This is a genomic window from Brucella haematophila, from assembly GCF_005938105.1.
Taxonomy (GTDB): Bacteria; Pseudomonadota; Alphaproteobacteria; order Rhizobiales; family Rhizobiaceae; genus Brucella; species Brucella haematophila.
The window spans coordinates 48,728-68,791 of sequence record NZ_VCPE01000018.1; the positions used below are offsets into that span (position 1 = coordinate 48,728).

The window sequence follows — 20,064 nt, forward strand, 5'->3', positions numbered from 1 at the left end:
GACCTATGAGCCGCCCAGCCAACCCACGAATTCTCGTCACTGGCATCCCAAGCCATTTGACCCGCCTTATCCAGCGCGCGGAAAAGGCGCAGGTTTATTATTCGGAAAAGCAACGCGTGCCGGAATCCAAGGAAAACTTCATCCAGGAACTGAAGAACATCAGTAATACGGGCAATTATCTGATCGGAGAGGGTGCCATGACTGCCCTTCTGCCATCAGCAAAGCATATTCCGTTCTGGCATCTCTATAACTGCGTCAATAATGGCGCGGGTCTGGAAGAGATCAACAAGGAATTCGACATCTGCGTCTTTACCTGCGCCAATCTTTTGCGCAAGGGCCTGTCTGCTGATGCGGAAGCTCTGGTTTTGTCTAAACTGGACATGCCGGTGGTGATGCTCGGCATCGGCATCCAGAACCGCCCGGATATTGAAGGCAAAGACGGTCTGCCTGAGGGCACGAAGAAGCTTCTGGATGTGCTTAAATCCCGTGAGCATTATTTCCTCACGCGCGGCGAGAACGCTGCCGGTTATCTGCGCGATCAGGGCTTTTCTTATGTCCGCCCGGTTGGCTGTCCGTCGCTCTACTTCCGTCCCGACAATATGCGCAAGGCGATCAGCCGCCTGCCGGATGTGAAGGTGGGCGAGGGCCGCACCGTCTTTACCGGCTATATGGGCGCGGAGTTGGAAACCATCGGCGACATGAATGCGCTTAGCTCCGATGACGGACGCTCGGCCTATGTCGTGCAGGATGAGCTTCTGCATTTCGACATGCAGCTTGAGCCGGACGCCAATGGCCGCGCCTACGATTCGACGACGGGCGAGCTGGTCGGGCCGCTCACCTACAAAGGCTCCGGCGATCTCAAGAAGAAGATCAGCGTTCACGCTTTTCTCGACACCAATCAATGGCGCGCCTGGTGCTCGACGATGGATTTCTCCTTCGGTCGCCGCTTCCACGGCAACGTCATTTCCATGCAGGCCGGTGTGCCGAGCCTGATGGTGGCTGTCGATGATCGCATGCGTGAAATGCTGAATTTCTCCGGTCTGCCAAAGATCGACGCCCGCGATCTCAACGCCGCCAACGACCGGCGCGCATTCGTGAGCGATCATATTGCGGCGATGAACATCCCCGACGTGATCGAAAAATATTCGGACCGCGAACGCAACTTCCGAAGCGCCCTTTCAGAAATCGGCATTGGATAACTCTCGATCCTAGTGGTCTGATTCCAACATTTGCATCCCTCGATTCAAGCGCTGAGCAAATGTTGGAATCACAAAGACCACTAGCAAGTATATGTATCTAGTGGATTTTTCGAATTTGACGTTTGAAACAGCATACGTGTCAGCCGGGATTCAAACGTCAAATTCAATCCACTAGAAGCCCTCTCATAACTCCAGCGAAGATGGATCATCATGCGCATAATGATTACCGGCATTCCGTCATATCTGATGCGGACCGTCGAAAGCGTTTCCGGCGCGAGCGTGAAGCATCGCCCCTATTTCGAACCCATCCGCACGAAGAAGGATGTGATTGATCAGGTCAAAAAGATTGCCAATACGGGCAATTATCTTATCGGCGAAGGTGCAGCCAACGCCGTGCGCGGCCACGACGTGACCTATGTTCCGTTCTGGCATCTCGCCAACAGCCTCAACTCGCCGGACACCTATGCGAAGCTCAATGAGAGCTTTGATCTGTGCCTGTTCGCCTCGGCCAATCTTTTGCGTCCGGGATATGCGGCAACGACCGAATCCTTCGTCTTCGAAAAACTGAACATGCCCATTGTCGTTATGGGCATCGGCATTCAGAAGAAGGAAAATCTGAAGGAAGAGCTGCCCGAAGGCACACGCCGCTTCCTGGAAATTCTGCGCCGCAAGGAAAGCTTCTTCCTGACACGCGGTCATTTTACGGCAGAATTCCTCAAGGAGGCGGGCATGAAATATGTCCGTCCGACCGGCTGTCCATCGCTTTACTACGCGCCGGATCAGATGAAGCGTTCGCTGAGCCGTCTTGCCGACCCAAGCCTCGCCGACGCGCAGAAGATCTCCTTCGGCGGCTATCTGGGCAGTGTTGCCGATACGATTGTCGATGCGCATGCGCTGCTCGAAAAGGACAGCGTTGCAAGCTATGTCATTCAGGACGAAGTGATCGTCTACAATATGAACATGGCCGGTGAAGACCACTCCGAAGCCTATGATCAGGCGGCAAGCCGTATCACTGCACCCGTCGATTACAAGCACATGGAAAAATGGCAGCGCAAGAATGAGCTGCTGGTGTTCTTCGATACGCACAAATGGCGCAGCTGGATTTCCAGTCAGGATTTCGGCCTGAGCCGTCGCTTCCACGGCACGATCATCGGCATGCAGTCCGGCATTCCGGGGCTGATGATCGCCGTTGATGACCGTATGCGTGAAATGCTGGGCTTTGTCGGCTTTCCGCATATCGATGCCAGTGTCTGGAACCGCGAACCGCAGAAGAAGGCTTTTCTGCGCGACTTCCTTTCCAAGATCGATGTGCCTGCCGCCATCAATCGCTATTCGGAATGCGAAGCGAATTTCAACGGCGCGTTGAAGGATATCGGCATACGATGAAACGGACGGTCAGGAGCACCGGGGGCAGGAAACGGGCAATCGCAGCGCTTTTGGGTGTTGTCCTGCTTGGCATCATGCCGAACGGCGCTCTGGCCGATATGCGCTTCGGCGTCAACCGGGTCAATATGGCCTGGTTGCCCGCCGCAGAACGCGCACAGATTTTCGACCAGATGGTGAAGAATGGCGTTGTCGCTGTGCGACTTTCGCTGACGCGGCCCATTGACCAGAGCATCGATGCAGTCCGGGTTGCGCATGAAAAGAAGCTGGCCGTCTTGCTGGAAGTCTCGCTGAACAATGTGGATTTTTATCCGGAAGGCACCAAGCCCCGTTCGGGGCGAGGCCGGATCTGGGACATGTACCGGCTATCGGACATTGATCCGATACGTTTCCAGACAGCGATTGGCGATGCGCTTCAAAAGATCGACGCGCTTGGCGTGAAGCTGATCGGTGTCGAGACCGGCAATGAAATCAACTGGGGCGCCTATAATGGTGATCTGGCTATTTTGCCGAGTGAAAAGACAAAGACCGCTCGCTCGTTGAGTGAAATGGAAGAACTGCCCCTCGTGGAGAAGGGTGCGGAGAAATATGTCGAATTGCTGCGCGCTGTTCGTACTGAACTGGCGAAGACCAAGCTCAATGCAAACGCCAAGGTGGTTTCAGCGGGGCTTTCGGATATCCCCTTTGCCGATGCGGATCGGCGCGGGATCGATACGGTCGACCCGGCGGTCTTCACCGATCTTCTGAAGAAACATGGTCTCGATACGGTGGCCGATGGCTACGGTATTCACATTTATCCCGGCAGCAGCGGGACGCGTGCCGCGCGCGCCAAGCATGTCAACAAGGCGCTTTCTTTCTGTGGCGGCGCCGATGGAAAGCCATGCTGGATTACCGAATGGGGCTTTGCCAACAAGTCCAGGGCCTGCCCGGCAGATGACAATAATCGCCAGCAACTGGTGGAGAAGGCGCGGGAACGCTTCCGCCAGATGATGGACAGCGGCCAGATCGCGGCCGCTTATTATTTCGATTGGGATGAGGGAACTTACGGCGTCTGGCGTTGCGGGGCTTTGACCCCGGCAGGCCAAGCCGCAACGGTGACGAAATGAAACTCAAGACTGTAATCATTGGCGGTTCCAACACCGTCATGCTACCCGGCTATTTGCCGACCCTGCTTTCGACCATGGCGCGTCGCGGGGTGGAGCTGGATATCGTGGCCGATCTCGCGGTTGGCGGTACGACGAGCGCCTTCGGCCTCTATCAGCTGAAGATTTTCGAGCAGCTTGAAGACTGCGAATTGCTGCTGATCGAATATGCGATCAACGATGCGTTCGTTTATGGCGACGAGCGCAGGCCCTTCCGCCATTGGGCGCGGTTCTATGAGGGGATCATTCGCTACGCGCTGGAGCGTAATCCAAATCTGCGGATCGCAACGCTTGTTTTCGGCGCACGCAACGGGTCGTTCCTGAACTCGGTTCCGTCCATCGATGCGGGCATCAATTACATTTCGCAATGGTATGGCACGATTTGCGCCGATGTTTCGCGCATGCTGATGCAGCAATATGGCCGCGATGCCGTGACCAATCCGTCTTTCTATCTCGATCAGGGCCATTATTCGCGGCCCATCGCTACCACCATCGTTGCCAATCTGATTGCCGATGTGCTGGAACCGGCGCTGTCCGCCGCCCATCGCCCGAAGGCGCTTCCCTTTGCAATCGATCCTGACCACTTCGCCAATGCGCGCGCCTTGAGCGGCGTGCAGCTATGCAAACGGTTGGGACGGACGCCGGTGGAATATAGCAATCGTCGTTTTTCGATTTCAGCAATTGACCTTGGCACGGATCGAATGCGCTTTGAGGTTGATAATGGCCAGTTGCTGGCGGTTGGCTATGTCTGCGATCCAAACACGTCGCCACTTGATGTGCGCATCGGCGATGAGTTGCACCGCGCTGCCATGATGAAAGGCGGCGTGCGTGATAGAACGTACAAGTTCCTCGCCTCAATGCTTAGCTTCGAGTTTCTCTATGGCGCCAACCTTCTTGATGCGCGGGGCAATGTGGCGTTGACGCTTTCCAGTGCGGATAGTGATGTGGAGCATAAGCTGCATGTTCCGAAAGACAGTGTCCGTCAGGATGATCTGCCAGCCGAACCGGTTTTGCCGATCTCCGGCATATTGTTTTCCGGCAATCTGAAAGTCATGTCGCTGGAAAAGAAAGCCGTGATGAGCGAGCCTATTTCGGAAGCTGCGCAATAGACGCTACTCGACGAAAATCTTGACGCTTGCCGCACGGCCTGCGGCATCGATGACGGTCAGGGTTGAATAGCCCGTACCATCCGGTTGCCAGGTGGCAGTGCGGCGGCGCTCCGGTTCGGCCACGGGTTTGCCATTGGCGAGCCATCGAAACGGTGCGCGCCCGCCCTGTAGCTTGAGCACCAATGGCGAAGCGGTTTCAGTTAGCGCCTTCAAATCCACATGTGCGCCATCCGGCGGAAAGATAATGCGCGGTGCGGGTTCCGTGGCAGCCTTCAACACCGGAAGCGGATCGCTGGCCGATGAAAAACGTGTTTGCGTTACCGGCAGGTCGGCACGTGCTGTTCGGAATGCTCCGGCTGGCGCGCGCGGCAAGGGTACTGAGACCACGCCCGACTTGACGAATGCATCGAACAGGATCGGCGCGGCAGATGCATAACCGGCAAGGCCTGGCACGGAGCCGCCATCGGCACGGCCAACCCAGACACCGAGAACGTAACGTCCGTCATAACCGACAGACCACGCGTCGCGATAGCCATAGGATGTGCCGGTTTTGTAGGCGAGGCCCCGGCGCGGTGCACCTTGCGGCGGCACGACACCAGCCAGAATATCTCCGATCTGCCATGACGCCTGTTCGGTGAGAATGGGGCCTGAGGGTTGTGTCGGCTCAGCCGTTTCGGTTCCGTCGCGTATGGCGACACCCTGTCCGCCATTGGCAAGCCCGGTATAGAGCTGCACCAGATCGCGCAGGCTGATCCCCGCACCACCAAGCCCGATGGCAAGACCGGGCGCTTCGTTCTTCGGCAGTTGCAAATTGATGCCCGCCTGCCGGAACCGCGTGGTCAATCGGGCAGGACCAATGGCGTCCAACAGGCTGACAGTCGGGACATTCAGCGACATTTGCAGCGCTTGTCGGATACTGACATCGCCCTGATAGCTCATGTCGAAATTGCGCGGACGATAACCGGCAAAGTCCTGCGGGCGGTCTTCGATGATGGTTTCCTGCGCGATCATGCCCTGTTCGAAGGCAAGCCCATAGATAAACGGCTTGAGCGTCGATCCGGGTGAACGGACAGCGCGGGTCATGTCGATCCAGCCTTGCCGTCTGCCATCGAAATAATTCGCCGATCCCACTTCGCCGAGAATATTGCCGTTGCGGCTATCGGCCAACACCATGGCCACCGACACTTTCGGTCCAAGTTTTGATGCCGCTTCGCGGGCCGATGCCTCGAGCCCACGCTGGACGGATTTCTTCAAGGTCAGCTTGTGCCGCGCTTCCGTCGGCGCTTTTTTGAGTGCCAGATCGGCAAAATGCGCAGCCAGTGCCGGGAGAGCATGACGGGTGGCGGAAATCGCCTCGCGCTTGCCCCGTTCGGCTTCGTCGGCGGTCAGGACATCGGCCTGAACCATTCGTGTCAAAACGCGATCGCGCGCTGCGCGTGCTGTGCTCGCTGCGCGGTCCGGACGACGACGTTCTGGCAATTGCGGCAGGGCCACCAGCATTGCCGCTTCCGATGTGGAGAGCCGCAGCGGCTCCTTGCCGAAATAGGCGAGTGATGCCGAGCGCACGCCTTCCAGATTGCCGCCATAGGGGGCGAGCGTCAGATAGCGCTCCAATATCTGGTCCTTGCTCAGACGGCGCTCAATCTGCACGGCACGGGCAAGCTGGCGGAATTTGGAGCCGAAGCTGCGGCTTTCGCGTGGTTCTATCAGCCGGGCGAGCTGCATCGAGAGCGTGGAGCCGCCGGACACGATACGCTGATTACCAGCAAGCTGCACCGCTGCGCGCACTAAGGCCCAAAGATCGATACCACTGTGATCGTAGAAACGCTTATCCTCATAGGCGATCAGCATCTTCACGAATTTCGGATCAACGTCTTCAATGCGCGTGTTGAGACGCCAATAGCCGTCTGGTGTCGCATAGGCGCGCAGCAATTCGCCGTCGCGATCCATTACCTCCGTAGAAATGGTCAGGCGTTCAGGCAAGGGTGGAGGAAAAGCGCGGTCAAGCCAATCAAGGCTGACCGTCGCAAGAGCGGCGATGCCGAGAAGTGCGGCACCGCCTATCGCTATTTTCCAACGCCGTTTCATGTGTTGATCGTGGCCCCACCGAAAAGGTTACGGCGCAGCAACCTCCATCATTCCGGTCGAAGTGCGGGCAGAATATTGCGGACGATACATGTCTTCCACCGTGGCTGCCGGATGGGTGTAAAGCCCCGGTGTTACCGCACGCACCACATAAGCAAGCACGATCTGTTTTTTCTCGCCTGCCGAACGGTCGAATGCTGCGACAAAGCGATCATCACGGAATTCGAGATGCGCAGCCTCTGTGCTTTCGAGCCACGGGAAATTGCCGAGATCAGCACTGGAAACCAGACCCGGATTGTCGATCTCCAGACCGGCTGGCAGAAGATCGGTGACCAGCAGGCGCGACTGCCATTGTTGCAGATCGTCGATCTTCAACACCACCACAAAACGCTCATTCTGGTTGATGCCCGTGATGTTGGCTTCCTGTCCGTCGAGCGTGTAATAGGCGCGCTCGATGTTGAAGCCTTCGCCACCGGCAGGCAGCGATTGTGCCGGTGGCGCAACGGCTGTCACCACGGCGTCCACGGCATCGCTGCCCCGGTTCGTCACGACAAGCGGCTGGGCTTCGAGCGCATTGCCGTTGACCCGTTCGGAGAAAGCGCCTTCATGGGAGGTGCCGTTAATGTCGAGATTGATCGCGGCATTGTTCTCCTTGAGACCGCGGGCCGCGAGCAGCATCCATGCCTGATCCTGCGTGCTGAGATATTTCGTCTGATCGCGCTCGTAACCAACCAGCGTGACGAGCGAAGGCAAGACCTTTGGTGCGGGCTTGCTTTCAGCGGCCAGTGCCAGCATGGCCGCGCCGTCACGCAGCCGCGAACCATAATCGGAGCGATTATAGTCGTATGCCGTGTTGGTACTTGCGCGGTCGAGAGCGACATTGAACACCCGGTCCGAACGCTGCTGATCGCCATAAAGCGCCAGACCTGCGGCCAGTTGGGCAATTGCCATCGGACTTGTGAAGTTATCGAGCTGGGTATCCGCGTAATAACGCAGATCACCGACCGAGGCCTTCTTGTTGCGTGCCAACACATAGAGCGAATAGGCGATCTCGCTGCCGCGATCCTTGGCGTCGGTCGTGTAGCCGAGCGCATTTTGCAGATTGGAAAGCGCCGAGAGCAGGGCCTCTTGCGGAACCACATAGCCCTTTTCGCGGGCACGGGTGAGGAAGTCGGTGACATAGGCATCAAGCCACAAATCACCGGAACCAGGTCCCCACAGGCCAAACGAGCCGGACGAAGACTGATAGCTCAGCACGCGATAGATTGCGTCCTGCACGCGCTTCTTCAGTTCTTCCTGATCGCCAAGGCCGGCACTTGCTTCGGAGCCTGCCGCCATTTCGCTCAAGTAAAGCAGGGGCAGGGCGCGGCTCGTCGTCTGCTCGGCGCAACCATATGGATAACGATCGAGCGCCATCAGAAGCGACGGCACGTCGAACGCCGCGCTGCGGGTGATGCCGACGCTGACAAAAGCACCGTCGAGCAGGCTTTCCGAGAGCAGGCCGCCATCGATTTTGAGGCTGCCGCCATTGGCCGGAAGGCTGACCACCTGACGTGTCGTGACCGGCAGATCGACGGGGCGCACCGGCAGCGACAGGTTTTGTTCGATGGACAGTCCGGCATCATTGGCAAGGCGTATCGTGATATTGCCCTGTCCCGTCTTCTGCGCGTTGAGCGGCACAGCGACGGATTGGCGTTTGCCACCGGCAAGCGCGAGCGTGTCAGGATAAGAGCCGATTTCCGTGCCGAGATTGTCGCTGGTTTCTACGATCAGACGATAATTTCCGTCAGGCGCGTCCGTATTGGCGATATCGAGGCGCAGTGTCGCCTGATCTCCCGGCGCCATGAAGCGCGGCAAGCCAGCCGTAATGACAATGGGATCGCGCACGATCACATCGCTGGATGCGTGACCAACGGCCTTGCTTGTCCAGGCCACGGCCATAACACGGGCGGTTCCGTTGAACTGCGGGATATCGAAATCAACGGTTGCCTTGCCATCGCTATCCAGCTCGACAGGGCCAGAGAAGAGCGCAACGAGCTTTTCGGTCGGCGGGCTGCCTTCCGCAGCCATGTTGCCGCCGTCACCGCCGGTGCGCAGCTTGCCGGTGGTACCCAGCGAACCATCGATAAGGCGTCCATACATGTCGCGCAGCTCAAGGCCGAGCTGGCGCTGGCCGAAGAACCAGTTTTCCGGGTTCGGGGCCTGATAACGTGTCAGATTCAGAATACCGACATCGACAGCGGCAACCATGACATAGGCCTGCTCGCCGCCTGCATTTTCTACTGAAACGGGAACCGAGAGCGTGCTGCGCGGGGTGATTTTCTCTGGTGGCGTCAGCTTGACGGCCAGTTGTTTGTCGGCAGGGTCAACCTTCAGCCATTTGAGGCCAATGGCGCGGGCGGGCATGCGGCTTTCCTGCGCGCTGCCCGGGCGGAAAAGCGTTGCGGTGACATAAGCACCAGCGCCCCAGTTTTCGCCGACTGGAATATCGATGGTTGCACCGTCCGCCGATACGCTCTCGCTGATGGTCGTCAGCAGCTTTTCCGCGCCGATGGTGATCAGCAGCTCACCGGCAAAACGCGGGCTGATCTTCAGCTTCGCCGTTTCACCCGCAGCGTAATGATCCTTGTCGAGCGCAATTTCGAGGCCATCCGGCGTTTCCGTCGAGGTCGCGGCCACATACCAGCCCGCGTCGAATTCGTAGCTTGAAGCCGGACCGGAAGCGTCGCCCGTCTCGATTTCAAGACGATAGCGACCCCAGTCGACCGGCTGGGTGATGCTGGCTTCAGCATCAGCCTTGAGGTCGATCTTGCCGGTTGCAACCGACTTGGTGAAGGTGACCGGCTCGTAGTTCCAGCTATTGCCGCTGCGATACCATTGGTAATTGCGCTCAACCTTCACAAGCGACCAGACGGCGCCGTCAAGGTTCGTGCGATTGCCGTTGGCATCCGAAGCGATGAAGCTGAATTTCGCGGTGCCGCCTTGCGGAACTTCGTCACCGGAGAAATCCGGTCTGATGCCGATCATCGATCCTTGCGGACGAACGGCAAGGTCAAGCTTGCGTTCCACAGCACGACCGCCGCTTTCGCGCATGCGGACGGTGACGGCTGCATTGATAAGACGGGTGGTGGATGGCAGGTCATCGATCACGACCGGGAAGGTTGCCTTGCCGTCGTCGCCAACCTTGGGCAACTGATCCAGCGGCAGACGCGTGGCTTCGCCCTGACCTTCATCGGCCAGCCCGAAATAATAGCCCTTGAAACGGTCCCAGTCGCGCTTGGTCGAAAGAGTGACTTCGCCTTCGAGCGCCAATCCGGCGGCAGGCGCGCCATAGAGAAAGCGGCCATCGACGGTTACATTGGCGGCTTCACCGCTGGCGATTTCCGGCTTGTCCGATGTCAGGTCGAACTCAATGCGGTCCGGCACGAAATCTTCAACCAGGAACATTTGCGAGGCGACTGCCGGTTGCTTGGGGTCGGTATAGATATTCAGGTTCCATGTGCCGCGCATGGCATTGGCGGCTAATGTCAGATCGACGGAATGTCCGCCAGCCTTGCTGCTATCCGATACGAGGCGACGATCTTCCACGCCATCCGGGCGTGTGAAGATGAAGGTCAGCGGCAGGTTGTCGACGGCGAGCGACGCATCATCCCGGGCAAGCGCTGCGGCATGAACCACTTCGCCTGCGCGATAAATGCCGCGTTCTGTCCAGGCATAAACGTCGAGCGCCTTGGGCGCTGCGCGTCCGGTGACGCCGCGATCAGAAAGATCAAAGCCTGCACGCGCCATATCGAGGAAGACGAAATCATCCTCACCCTGATTGGCCATCAGCACGGCAGGAACCATGCCATCGGTGCCGCGCGTGAGACCAGCGGTAAAGGTAGCACGACCGTCGCGATCAGTTGTCGCTTCGCCCAACATTTCGTTGTTGCGAGCCAGCAATGTCAGCTTGACGCCGGAAAGCGGTTCCGCCGTTTCGAGCGAACGCGCAAAGACATTGATACCGTCCTGACCTGTATAGGTCGAAAGCCCGATATCCGACACGACAAACCACTGGGTCGCCTTGGTGTCATAGCTCTCGCCGCTCGCCTTGATCGGTTCTGCGGTCAGCACGTAGACGCCGGGCTTTCGCTGCGGCAGGGCTTCATCAATCGGGAAACTGGTAGTGACTTCCTTGTTCAGCTCTGCGGCGGCAGTGTCGATTTCGCCTTCCCAGACGGGTGCGCCCATCTGGTCGGAAATCGTGCTGACGTCATAGCCGTCGAGCTGACGCAGAAACTGGTAGCCGGACAAAAGCTGCGCCAGCGAACGGTCGCCGATGCGATAGAGCTTCACCTTGGCTGCGCTCATATTGACGCTGACCAGTGGAATGCCGCGACGCGCCTTGGCAGGCAGCACGAAACTGTCGCCGGTAAAGCGCACCGATGGAGCACGGTCCTGCACATAGACGGACAGGGTTACCGGTGCTGGCAGCGTCTCGCCAATAGCAGCGGGCAAACCGGCGCGGAATGTCACGCTATATGTGCGGCCATGTTCCAGACCTTCGACGCAAATCTGGCGATCCTTGGCTTCAATAGCCTTTGGCGCGGCGCTGTCCAATGTCACGAAACTGGAATAGTCGGTGCCGCTCTTGACCAGTTCTTCGGAAAACTGCGCGCAGATGCGTGGCGATGCATTGTCGTTATCGACACTGTGGTCGACGATGCGGAAACCCTTGCGGGCCTTGAGGTCTTCATAGGCGGCGCGAACGGAAGCTGAATTGACGAGATTGAGGCTCGCATCATAGGCCTGAAGGGCTGGGCGCGACAGTTCGCGACGGTCAAGTGCCTGCGCCATCGCATTCAGGGCATCGGCGCGCGCGGCCTTATTGCGCGAGGTCTGATAGCCGTTCCAGGCTGCCGATGTGGCGTCGCGTTTGAACTTGGCCGTCTCTTCGCTGTTGGAAGGTTCTGTCGCCAAAGTGGCGAGAGCCAGACCGGTCCAGAGCGCGCTGTCGTCAGGCGAGGCACCGGCCGCGGCTGCAAATTTCTCCATTGCCGTGCGTGGGTCGCTATTGGCGAGTGCGGAGGCAGCTTCCGCCTTCAGCGTGCTGAGGCCTTCGCTGCTGTCCGCAGCCAGAATAGCCGTGCGGAAACGGCGGGCTTCATCGACAAGATTATCCGCGAAGAAGGTAACGGCTGGTGGCGCGCCGATATCGGCCTTGGCTGTGTCCTTGGCTGCGCCCGACACGACCTTACCGGCAATGGAGCCGACCGAAGGATTGAGCTTGTTGAAATCGGTCTTGAGGAAGCACCACTTGACCTTCGGATTATAGGTAAAGGCGCGGCAGGCATTGTCACCGAGGCAGGTGCTCTTGCACTGGTCCAGTGTCACGTTCTTCTGGGTGCGCAGGTCGAAGCCGAAATAATCGCTGTCTTCGGTGATTTCGATACGACGCGTTTCAGCGGCGTTCGACGGAGTGGGCGCAATCGCAAGCCCAGCGGTCAAACCAGTGATTGCAGCCAGCGTCAGGAAAACCTGTGCCCAAAGCGCATGACCCATCTGCCGTTTGAAACCGTTAAGCATTTGCCTCTCCTTGCGATTTCGGTGCCCGACCAATGTCCCCTGGAAGAGCGGAAAGAATCTGCGCCATGTGAAGCTTGCGCACAACCCAGAGTCAAGTTGCTTTGCTAATATATACAGTGTTCTATCATCATCACCCGCAATTGTGACGGCTGTTTCGGCCCATCTGCCAAGCGTGCTTTTGGCGTGCAAATTGAATGAGACGTGTCGCGATTGAGACTGAGCCTTGCTCCCATCGCCGTTACGTTTTCACTTTCTGACATCTTCGTTTGTTGTCCAACCTGGAGGAGGTAGACATGAGCAGGAACCGTGGCGTCGTCTATATGCGACCCGGAAAAGTCGAAGTCCGTGACATTGAAGATCCGGTGCTTTCTGCACCCGATGGGAGGAAGCTGGGTCACGGTGTCATTCTGAAAGTCATCTCGACCAATATATGCGGGTCGGACCAGCACATGGTGCGCGGACGCACGACGGCGATGCCCGGGCTTGTGCTTGGCCACGAGATCACCGGCGAAGTCATTGAGAAGGGTTCCGATGTCGAGATGCTTGATGTCGGCGACATCGTATCAGTGCCGTTCAATGTTGCCTGTGGCCGTTGCCGCTGCTGCAAGGAGCAGGACACAGGTGTCTGCCTGACGGTCAATCCGTCGCGCGCTGGCGGTGCTTACGGCTATGTCGATATGGGTGGCTGGATCGGCGGGCAGGCCCGCTATGTCATGGTGCCTTACGCCGATTTCAATCTGCTGAAATTCCCGGATCGTGACCGGGCTATGGAGAAGATCCGCGATCTCACCATGTTGTCGGATATTCTGCCGACCGGCTTTCACGGCGCGGTCAAGGCGGGCGTCGGTGTAGGCTCGGTGGTCTATGTGGCCGGTGCCGGACCAGTCGGGCTGGCCGCCGCAGCCTCGGCAAGAATTCTTGGCGCTGCTGTCGTGATGGTTGGAGATTTCAACAAGGAACGTCTGGACCATGCCCGCAAGGTTGGTTTCGAGCCGATTGATCTTTCCGCCAGCGACCGTCTGGGCGACATGATCGCGGAAGTTACCGGCAGCAATGAGGTGGACAGCGCCATCGACGCTGTCGGTTTCGAGGCCAGAGGCCATAGCGGTGGTGAACAGCCCGCAATCGTTCTGAACCAGATGATGGAAATCACGCGTCCTGCCGGTTCGGTTGGTATTCCGGGCCTCTATGTGACGGAAGATCCGGGTGCGGTGGATGGTGCGGCCAAGCAGGGCAGCCTGTCGCTTCGCTTCGGGCTCGGCTGGGCCAAGGCGCAGTCATTCCATACGGGGCAGACACCGGTTCTGAAATATAACCGGCAGTTGATGCAGGCGATCCTGCACGGGCGTCTGAACATTGCTGAAATCGTCAATGCGGAAGTCATTTCGCTTGAAGACGCAGCGGCTGGTTATGAGAGTTTTGACCAGGGCGTAGCGAAGAAGTTTGTTCTCGATCCGCACGGTATGCTCGGCAAAGCCGCGTAACCTTGCGAAACACAGAAGCGCTGTGCCCCCGCGCGGCGCTTCTGTTGTCGCCTATTCCGCGTCGCTACGCTAAAACAACAGGTGGTAGCGACGATGCGGAGATTTCAACATGACCGATATTCGCCTCAAACGGATCTATGAAGCGCCATCACACGATGACGGCTATCGGGTTCTGGTTGATCGTGTCTGGCCGCGCGGCATGACCAAGGAGAAGGCTGCCATCGATCTCTGGGCAAAAGATATCGCGCCGTCCACCGATCTTCGCAAATGGTTCAATCATGACGTGGCGAAGTGGGACGAGTTTCAAAAACGTTATTATGCCGAATTGCAGGATAAGTTGTCGGACCTCAAAACACTGGTTGCCCAGGCCGGTGATGTGCCGCTGACATTGCTTTATGGCGCGAAGGACGAGGAGCACAATCAGGCCGTTGTGCTGCATGAATATATGCAGAAGATGCACCTCGATTAAATTATTAGGTACTTCTAATATTGCATTGAATAGATACCAGAAAGTAGCATTCGTTATGAATAATCATTGCTGATTTCAGATCGGCTGCTCTGTGATATAATCGCCCTCCGTCTATAGGATGCAGGCGACTGAGATGCTGGAAGCCGATAAAGTGTTCGCCGGTTCCATCCCGGAAAATTACGAGCGCTATATGGTGCCGTTAATCTTCGAGCGTTACGCTGCGGATATGGCCGAACGTGTGGCCAGTCTTTCACCCGCAATCATTCTGGAAACCTGTGCCGGTACCGGTGCAGTCACGCGTGCTTTGGCACCGAGGCTGGGCAGCAGCGCCCATTATACTGCGAGTGATCTGAACCAACCGATGATTGATTTTGCGGCATCACGGCAACTGCCCGACAGCCGGATTGAATGGCGGCAGGCCGATGCTCTAGCATTGCCGTTTGAAGCGGCGCGCTTTGATGTGGTCTGCTGCCAGTTTGGTGCGATGTTTTTCCCCGACCGAATTGCCGGTTACCGGGAAGCGCGGCGCGTCCTGAAACGTGGTGGACGGCTTCTGTTCAGCGTCTGGGATCGTATCGAGGAGAACATCTTCGCGGATGACGTAACGCATGCGCTTGCCGAGATATTTCCGCAGGATCCACCACGTTTTCTGGCGCGGACACCGCATGGCTATCACGATACGGCGCTCATCCGAAGAGAACTTGAGGAAGCAGGATTCTCAAGTATCAGTATCGAGACACGCGCCGAGCAAAGCTCCGCATCGTCACCGCGCCTTCCCGCCGTCGCTTACTGTCATGGAACTTTGCTTCGTCAGGAAATAGAAGCCAGAAATGCGAATGGACTCACCCCGGCGACGGACTATGTGACCGAGGTGCTTTCCGAAAAGCATGGCAGCGGTGAAGTTTCTGCCAAAATTCAGGCGCATATCATTCAGGCTGTGGCGTGAAATCCTAGAACGAAAGCGCAATCAGATCGCGCCGGATTTGATCGCCATTGCCTTGCGAGAGGTTCTTTTCGATTTCCGCATGCGTGGAGGTCCAGATGGGCACTGCGGCAGCCAAGGCAGCCTTGCCATCCGGTGTCAGTTGCAGCAGGCGCTCGCGGCGGTCGGCAGGATTGACCAGTATTTCCACCCAGCCCTGTCTTTGCAGGGGCTTCAGCGCGGCGGTGAGGGTGGTCTGATCCATTGCCAGCAATTCAGCCACCGGTTTCATCGGCGGTGGTGCAGGCCGGTTCAGCGACATCATCAGGGAGAATTGCCCATTCGTCATGCCAACCGGACGAAGAGCTTCGTCAAAACGCCGCGCAAGCGCACGAGCCGCTCGCTGGACATGCAGGCAGAGGCAGGTGTCTCTGACCAAAAGGGTTGTTTCAAAAGGGACTTCAGGGGCGTTTGACATGATCCATTAATATTGATATCAATGTAAACCGTCAAGCAAATATCCCGATATAAACTGGGCGTTTTACCATCCGGGGGGCGGAGGAGGACTTGCATCATGAATGAAGTCGTATCCCGCGAAGTCTGGCTTGAGGCGCGTCGCGCGCTTTTGGCCAGAGAAAAGGAAGCGACGCATCTTCGCGATCGCGTCAATCAGGAAAGACAGGCGCTGCCCTGGGTCAAAGTGGAGAAAGACTATGTCTTCGACACCCCGACTGGGCGTCGAACACTGGCAGAGCTTTTTGATGGACGCAGCCAACTGGTCGTCTATCATTTCATGTTCGGGCCGGAATGGGAGCAGGGCTGCGTTGGCTGTTCTTTCCTGGCCGATAATCTCGACGGGGCGCTGGCGCATCTCAACAATCACGATGTCACGCTTATTGCCGTATCACGTGGGCCCCTTGCAAAGCTGGAAGACTATAAGCGGCGCATGGGCTGGCATTTCCCATGGGTGTCGTCCTATGGCGGTGATTTCAACTTTGATTTCCATGTGTCGTTCGACAAGGCTGAGATCGAAGAAGGGCGCGTCTTCTACAATTTCGACAGGCTGGCGCCAGAGCAGGCGCATGACGAACTGCCCGGCATGAGCGCCTTCATCAAGGCCGATGACGGCACGATCTACCATACATATTCCAGCTATGCGCGTGGCATCGAAGAATGGATCAGTACGCTGATGATCCTCGACCGTGCACCGAAGGGGCGCAACGAAGATAGCACCATGCACTTCGTGAAGCGCCACGATGAATATGCCGCGCCAGCGGCAAAGCACAGCTGTTGCAGCTGAACGCTGAATTCAAATTCTGGGAGGAATGACAATGAATAACGGAGCATCACCGTTCGTCTGGTACGAACTCATGACTGAAGATGTCGCCGAGGCCGCAAATTTTTATGGCAAGGTCGTCGGTTGGAATACCAAGGATTCGGGCGTCCCCGGTGTGAATTATACCCTGCTGGAAGCGCCCGGTTGTGCAGTCGCCGGTATGATGGCGCTGTCCGATATGCCCAGCGGAGATTGTGGCGCAAAGCCCGGCTGGCTCGGCTATATCGGTGTGGCCGATGTGGATGCAATGTCCGAGAAAGTTACGGCTGCGGGCGGAAAAATCCTGCAACCGGCCTATGATATCCCAACCGTTGGGCGGTTTGCCATCGTGGCGGACCCGCAGGGTTCGGTCTTTGCGCTTTTCGAGCCGAAAGACCCGCCAGAACCGCCAGCCGACTTTGGTTCACGCAAGGTGGGCCATCCGGGCTGGCATGAGCTTTATGCCAAGAACGGCGAGGAAGTCTTTGGCTTTTATGAGAAAGTGTTCGGCTGGAAGCTCGCGCGCGATTTCGATATGGGCGGTATGGGCAAATACAAGATCTTCAGCGTAAACGGTGCAGATACAGGCGGCATCATGACGGCTCCGCCGAATGTGCCGCAGGGCTGGGGCTTTTACTTCATGGTGGATGGAACGAACGCCGCTGCTGAACGCGTCAAATCGCAGGGCGGCACGGTTACATTCGGGCCGACCGAAGTGCCGAATGGCGAGTGGATCATCCAGTGTCTTGATCCGAAGGGCGTGGCCTTTTCACTGGTTTCAGCGACACAATAAGGAACGTGCGCGAAAGCGCATGAAACATTCAGAATGGCAGACGGCTTCTGGTTCTAAATCAGAAGTCGTCTTCGTGATGATAATGGCGCAGATAGGCGAATGCTGTTCCCACCAAGATCGGCAGAAGCAAGATTCCCGTCCAGAATATGATGTTGCTCATTTTCTCCCTCCCTGTTGCCCTCAAACCGAAACGATAGCCTGAGACAGTATGCGGGCACTTGGAACAACGCTGAAAGCGGACATTTGTTCCAGTCAGAATCGCTTGCACGTAAAGCTATTGCCATAACGTCCGCGTTTGAGTAGAAGTGCGAATACATCAAGAGTTGGGGAGACGCCCAACGCCAACCTGCCGCTCCGGGCAAGGTGGTACTCCCTGACAAGGGAGGATGTGGCCAAACCGGCAACTATGCGGATAAAGCCACTCGCGTCTACCTGACAGAACTAGGGACCGACGCGATCATGCCGATAAAAATTCCTGACGATCTGCCAGCAACCAGTGTTCTCCAGGCCGAGGGCGTTATGGTCATGCGCGAGGCGGATGCCGTGCGTCAGGACATACGGCCCTTGCGCATTGGCCTGCTCAATCTCATGCCCAATAAGGCGACCACGGAAACGCAGATTGCACGCCTGCTGGGTGCGACGCCGCTTCAGGTGGAGCTGACGCTGGTGCGCATTACCAATCATGTCGCGCGGCATACCTCCGCCGATCACATGCTGTCTTTCTACCGCCCGTGGGAAGATGTGCGTGATGAGCGCTTCGATGGTTTTGTGATTACCGGCGCGCCAGTGGAACGGCTGAACTTCGAAGACGTGACCTATTGGGATGAATTGCAGCGCGTTTTCGACTGGACGCAGACCCATGTGCATCGCTCGCTGAACATCTGCTGGTCGGCGCAGGCCGCCGTCCATCATTTCCATGGCATGGGTAAGTATGAACTGCCGGCCAAGGCATCGGGCGTTTACAGCCAGCAGAATCTTGCGCCAGCATCGCCCTATCTGCGCGGTTTCTCGGATGATTTTACCATTCCGGTTTCACGCTGGACGGAAGTGCGCAAGGAAGACATTCCGCAGAATAGCGGTTTGAATGTTCTCGTCGATAGCGCTGAATCCGGCCTTTGTCTGCTGGAAGACCCAAACCATCGCGCGCTGCATATGTTCAACCATGTCGAATATGACACCACGTCGCTGGCTGATGAATATTTCCGCGATATTCAAGGCGAGCCAGAAACGAAGGTGCCTGCGAATTATTTCCCGGAAGATGATGCCACGCGCCCGCCGCAAAACCGCTGGCGCGGCCACGCGCATCTCTTGTTCGGCAATTGGATCAACGAGATTTACCAGTCAACGCCGTATGAGCTGGAGAATATCGGCAAGAAGTGATTGCCGCTGAATAAAGAAAACCCCGGAACGGAAATTCCGGGGTTTTTGCTTGGAGTGAAGCAATATTAGCTGCCGACGCGATCAAGCCAGCGGTGCCATTCGGCTTCGGAACCGTGGAACACGTTCAGGTCGATCTTGTTGCTCACGCCCTGAGACAGGCCCGATCCCGAATATTGCCAGAACAGCCATGGGCGGCCCGGATAGACCTTGGATGGGTGCTGAGCCACTGCGCGCAGCCAGAACGGATAGTCGTTGAATGCGCCTTTCAGATTGTCGTCATAGAAATCCGGTGCGGTATAGATGACCGGGCGCTTGCCGTAATGGCGCTCAAGCTTGTCCATGAAGACCTGCATCTTCTCGCGCACTTGTTGCGGCGAAGGACGGCGGCGGCAGGCGGAATCGCCGTTCCATTCCACGTCGATCACCGGTGGCAGCGCATCGGGATCTTTCGGTACATTGCGAATGAACCAATCAGCCTGCTCGCTGGCAACGCGGCACCAGTAGAAGAAGTGATAAGCGCCGCGCTTGATCCCGGCTTCCTTGGCCTCGCGCCAGTTTTTGCGGAACATCGGGTCGAGATGGTCGCCGCCGTCAGTCGCCTTGATATAGGCGAAGTTCGCACCTTGCGTGCGCAGCTTCGGCCAGTCGATATCGCCCTGCCAGCGCGAGACGTCAACGCCATGAACTGCGAGCTTGCGCGGTGACGCACGACCAAAATTGATCGGCTTCGCATCACGGAAGCGGTGGCTATAAATTCTGGAGCGGTCCTGTGCCGTGCGGGCTTGCGGTTCCAGACGCACTGCCGGATAGGCCGCGACCTGCGGTGCAGGCATACGCGGCGCTGCCGCTTGTGGAACTGGGGCTGGTATCTGCGCGACGGGGCGCTCCTGCAAGGGCGCGCGCGGTTGCGGTGCAACGGGCGCAGGCGGCTGAACCTTGAACGGTCCACCGTCTGGAACGGGACCGGCCCAGGCGAGCACTTCTTCTTGCGGGGGGAGTGGCTGCGCGCGCGGCGCGCTTGCCGTTTCGGTTACAGCTGCGGGCGGAACCGGCCTCACAACAGAACTGGTCATCTCCGCCGAGGGTTTCGGCTGGAGCATGATGCTGTCGATGCCGGAACTCGATGTGCAGCCCGACAGGGCGGCGCAAGCGAGCGCAATGGCAGACACGACCAATGAACGCGAAGGCGAAGAACGCATGGACACCCGTACTCAAAAC

General features: G+C 57.7%; 14 protein-coding genes and 1 riboswitch. Of the genes, 10 read left to right on the forward strand and 4 right to left on the reverse strand.

Annotation, left to right across the window (positions count from 1 at the left end; all coding sequences use genetic code 11):
- Nucleotides 1-5 precede the first annotated feature (5 nt).
- The 4 genes from FGI60_RS21460 (at nucleotide 6) to FGI60_RS21480 (ending at nucleotide 4,833) form a co-directional block, all read left to right on the forward strand.
- Nucleotides 6-1,199 carry a polysaccharide pyruvyl transferase family protein gene (locus tag FGI60_RS21460; RefSeq protein ID WP_138786903.1) on the forward strand — a complete coding sequence of 398 codons (1,194 nt, stop codon included), beginning with the start codon at nucleotides 6-8 and terminating at the stop codon, nucleotides 1,197-1,199.
- A 210-nt stretch (nucleotides 1,200-1,409) separates the two neighbouring features.
- The gene (locus tag FGI60_RS21470) at nucleotides 1,410-2,585 is read left to right on the forward strand and encodes a polysaccharide pyruvyl transferase family protein (RefSeq protein ID WP_138786904.1); all 1,176 of its coding nucleotides are present in this window, start codon (nucleotides 1,410-1,412) and stop codon (nucleotides 2,583-2,585) included.
- Nucleotides 2,582-3,688: a glycosyl hydrolase gene (locus tag FGI60_RS21475; protein WP_138786905.1), complete on the forward strand. Its 1,107-nt coding sequence runs from the start codon at nucleotides 2,582-2,584 to the stop codon at nucleotides 3,686-3,688. The genes FGI60_RS21470 and FGI60_RS21475 overlap by 4 nt, the downstream gene beginning before the upstream one ends.
- Entirely contained in the window at nucleotides 3,685-4,833 is a 1,149-nt protein-coding gene (locus FGI60_RS21480; RefSeq protein WP_138786906.1) for an SGNH/GDSL hydrolase family protein, read from the forward strand. The genes FGI60_RS21475 and FGI60_RS21480 overlap by 4 nt, the downstream gene beginning before the upstream one ends.
- A gap of 3 nt (nucleotides 4,834-4,836) precedes the next feature.
- Here FGI60_RS21480 and pbpC read toward each other — a convergent pair whose 3' ends face one another.
- Nucleotides 4,837-6,921, reverse strand: a complete 2,085-nt coding sequence (gene pbpC / locus FGI60_RS21485; RefSeq protein WP_138786907.1) for a penicillin-binding protein 1C — start codon at nucleotides 6,919-6,921, stop codon at nucleotides 4,837-4,839.
- A gap of 27 nt (nucleotides 6,922-6,948) precedes the next feature.
- Nucleotides 6,949-12,459 carry an alpha-2-macroglobulin family protein gene (locus FGI60_RS21490; RefSeq protein ID WP_138786964.1) on the reverse strand — a complete coding sequence of 1,837 codons (5,511 nt, stop codon included), beginning with the start codon at nucleotides 12,457-12,459 and terminating at the stop codon, nucleotides 6,949-6,951.
- A gap of 317 nt (nucleotides 12,460-12,776) precedes the next feature.
- Here FGI60_RS21490 and fdhA point away from each other — a divergent pair, with 317 nt between their 5' ends.
- The 3 genes from fdhA to FGI60_RS21505 all read left to right on the forward strand — a co-directional run bounded on the left by fdhA (nucleotide 12,777) and on the right by FGI60_RS21505 (nucleotide 15,382).
- A complete protein-coding gene (gene fdhA / locus FGI60_RS21495; RefSeq protein ID WP_138786908.1) occupies nucleotides 12,777-13,967 on the forward strand; it encodes a formaldehyde dehydrogenase, glutathione-independent in 1,191 nt (396 codons plus the stop codon).
- A 109-nt stretch (nucleotides 13,968-14,076) separates the two neighbouring features.
- On the forward strand, nucleotides 14,077-14,436 hold the full coding sequence (locus FGI60_RS21500) for a DUF488 domain-containing protein (RefSeq protein ID WP_138786909.1): 360 nt from the start codon (nucleotides 14,077-14,079) through the stop codon (nucleotides 14,434-14,436).
- A gap of 133 nt (nucleotides 14,437-14,569) precedes the next feature.
- A complete protein-coding gene (locus FGI60_RS21505) occupies nucleotides 14,570-15,382 on the forward strand; it encodes a class I SAM-dependent methyltransferase (protein ID WP_138786910.1) in 813 nt (270 codons plus the stop codon).
- A 4-nt stretch (nucleotides 15,383-15,386) separates the two neighbouring features.
- On the opposite strand, the gene FGI60_RS21510 is transcribed toward FGI60_RS21505, so the two are convergent.
- Complete coding sequence (locus FGI60_RS21510; protein WP_138786911.1) at nucleotides 15,387-15,836, reverse strand: MarR family winged helix-turn-helix transcriptional regulator; 450 nt, start codon at nucleotides 15,834-15,836, stop codon at nucleotides 15,387-15,389.
- A 93-nt stretch (nucleotides 15,837-15,929) separates the two neighbouring features.
- Between FGI60_RS21510 and FGI60_RS21515 the strand changes: the two genes are divergently transcribed.
- From FGI60_RS21515 to metA, 3 genes are all read left to right on the forward strand, one after another.
- Nucleotides 15,930-16,658 carry a DUF899 domain-containing protein gene (locus FGI60_RS21515; protein ID WP_171058830.1) on the forward strand — a complete coding sequence of 243 codons (729 nt, stop codon included), beginning with the start codon at nucleotides 15,930-15,932 and terminating at the stop codon, nucleotides 16,656-16,658.
- Between the two features lie 31 nt (nucleotides 16,659-16,689).
- A complete protein-coding gene (locus FGI60_RS21520; RefSeq protein WP_138786913.1) occupies nucleotides 16,690-17,466 on the forward strand; it encodes a VOC family protein in 777 nt (258 codons plus the stop codon).
- 308 nt (nucleotides 17,467-17,774) lie between these two features.
- Nucleotides 17,775-17,884, forward strand: a riboswitch (SAM-I-IV-variant riboswitch).
- 41 nt (nucleotides 17,885-17,925) lie between these two features.
- Nucleotides 17,926-18,846 (forward strand): homoserine O-acetyltransferase MetA, encoded by a 921-nt coding sequence (gene metA / locus FGI60_RS21525; RefSeq protein ID WP_138786914.1) that lies wholly within the window; start codon nucleotides 17,926-17,928, stop codon nucleotides 18,844-18,846.
- A gap of 65 nt (nucleotides 18,847-18,911) precedes the next feature.
- Here metA and FGI60_RS21530 read toward each other — a convergent pair whose 3' ends face one another.
- Nucleotides 18,912-20,045 (reverse strand): glycoside hydrolase family 25 protein, encoded by a 1,134-nt coding sequence (locus tag FGI60_RS21530; RefSeq protein ID WP_138786915.1) that lies wholly within the window; start codon nucleotides 20,043-20,045, stop codon nucleotides 18,912-18,914.
- Nucleotides 20,046-20,064 lie beyond the last annotated feature (19 nt).

What these genes read in the sequence shown, in the direction of transcription:
- FGI60_RS21460 (WP_138786903.1), top strand. Translation starts at nt 6, where the DNA reads ATGAGCCGCCCAGCCAACCCACGAATTCTCGTCACTGGCATCCCAAGC.
- FGI60_RS21470 (WP_138786904.1), top strand. Translation starts at nt 1,410, where the DNA reads ATGCGCATAATGATTACCGGCATTCCGTCATATCTGATGCGGACCGTC.
- FGI60_RS21475 (WP_138786905.1), top strand. Translation starts at nt 2,582, where the DNA reads ATGAAACGGACGGTCAGGAGCACCGGGGGCAGGAAACGGGCAATCGCA.
- FGI60_RS21480 (WP_138786906.1), top strand. Translation starts at nt 3,685, where the DNA reads ATGAAACTCAAGACTGTAATCATTGGCGGTTCCAACACCGTCATGCTA.
- pbpC (WP_138786907.1), bottom strand. Translation starts at nt 6,921, where the DNA reads ATGAAACGGCGTTGGAAAATAGCGATAGGCGGTGCCGCACTTCTCGGC.
- FGI60_RS21490 (WP_138786964.1), bottom strand. Translation starts at nt 12,459, where the DNA reads ATGGGTCATGCGCTTTGGGCACAGGTTTTCCTGACGCTGGCTGCAATC.
- fdhA (WP_138786908.1), top strand. Translation starts at nt 12,777, where the DNA reads ATGAGCAGGAACCGTGGCGTCGTCTATATGCGACCCGGAAAAGTCGAA.
- FGI60_RS21500 (WP_138786909.1), top strand. Translation starts at nt 14,077, where the DNA reads ATGACCGATATTCGCCTCAAACGGATCTATGAAGCGCCATCACACGAT.
- FGI60_RS21505 (WP_138786910.1), top strand. Translation starts at nt 14,570, where the DNA reads ATGCTGGAAGCCGATAAAGTGTTCGCCGGTTCCATCCCGGAAAATTAC.
- FGI60_RS21510 (WP_138786911.1), bottom strand. Translation starts at nt 15,836, where the DNA reads ATGTCAAACGCCCCTGAAGTCCCTTTTGAAACAACCCTTTTGGTCAGA.
- FGI60_RS21520 (WP_138786913.1), top strand. Translation starts at nt 16,690, where the DNA reads ATGAATAACGGAGCATCACCGTTCGTCTGGTACGAACTCATGACTGAA.
- metA (WP_138786914.1), top strand. Translation starts at nt 17,926, where the DNA reads ATGCCGATAAAAATTCCTGACGATCTGCCAGCAACCAGTGTTCTCCAG.
- FGI60_RS21530 (WP_138786915.1), bottom strand. Translation starts at nt 20,045, where the DNA reads ATGCGTTCTTCGCCTTCGCGTTCATTGGTCGTGTCTGCCATTGCGCTC.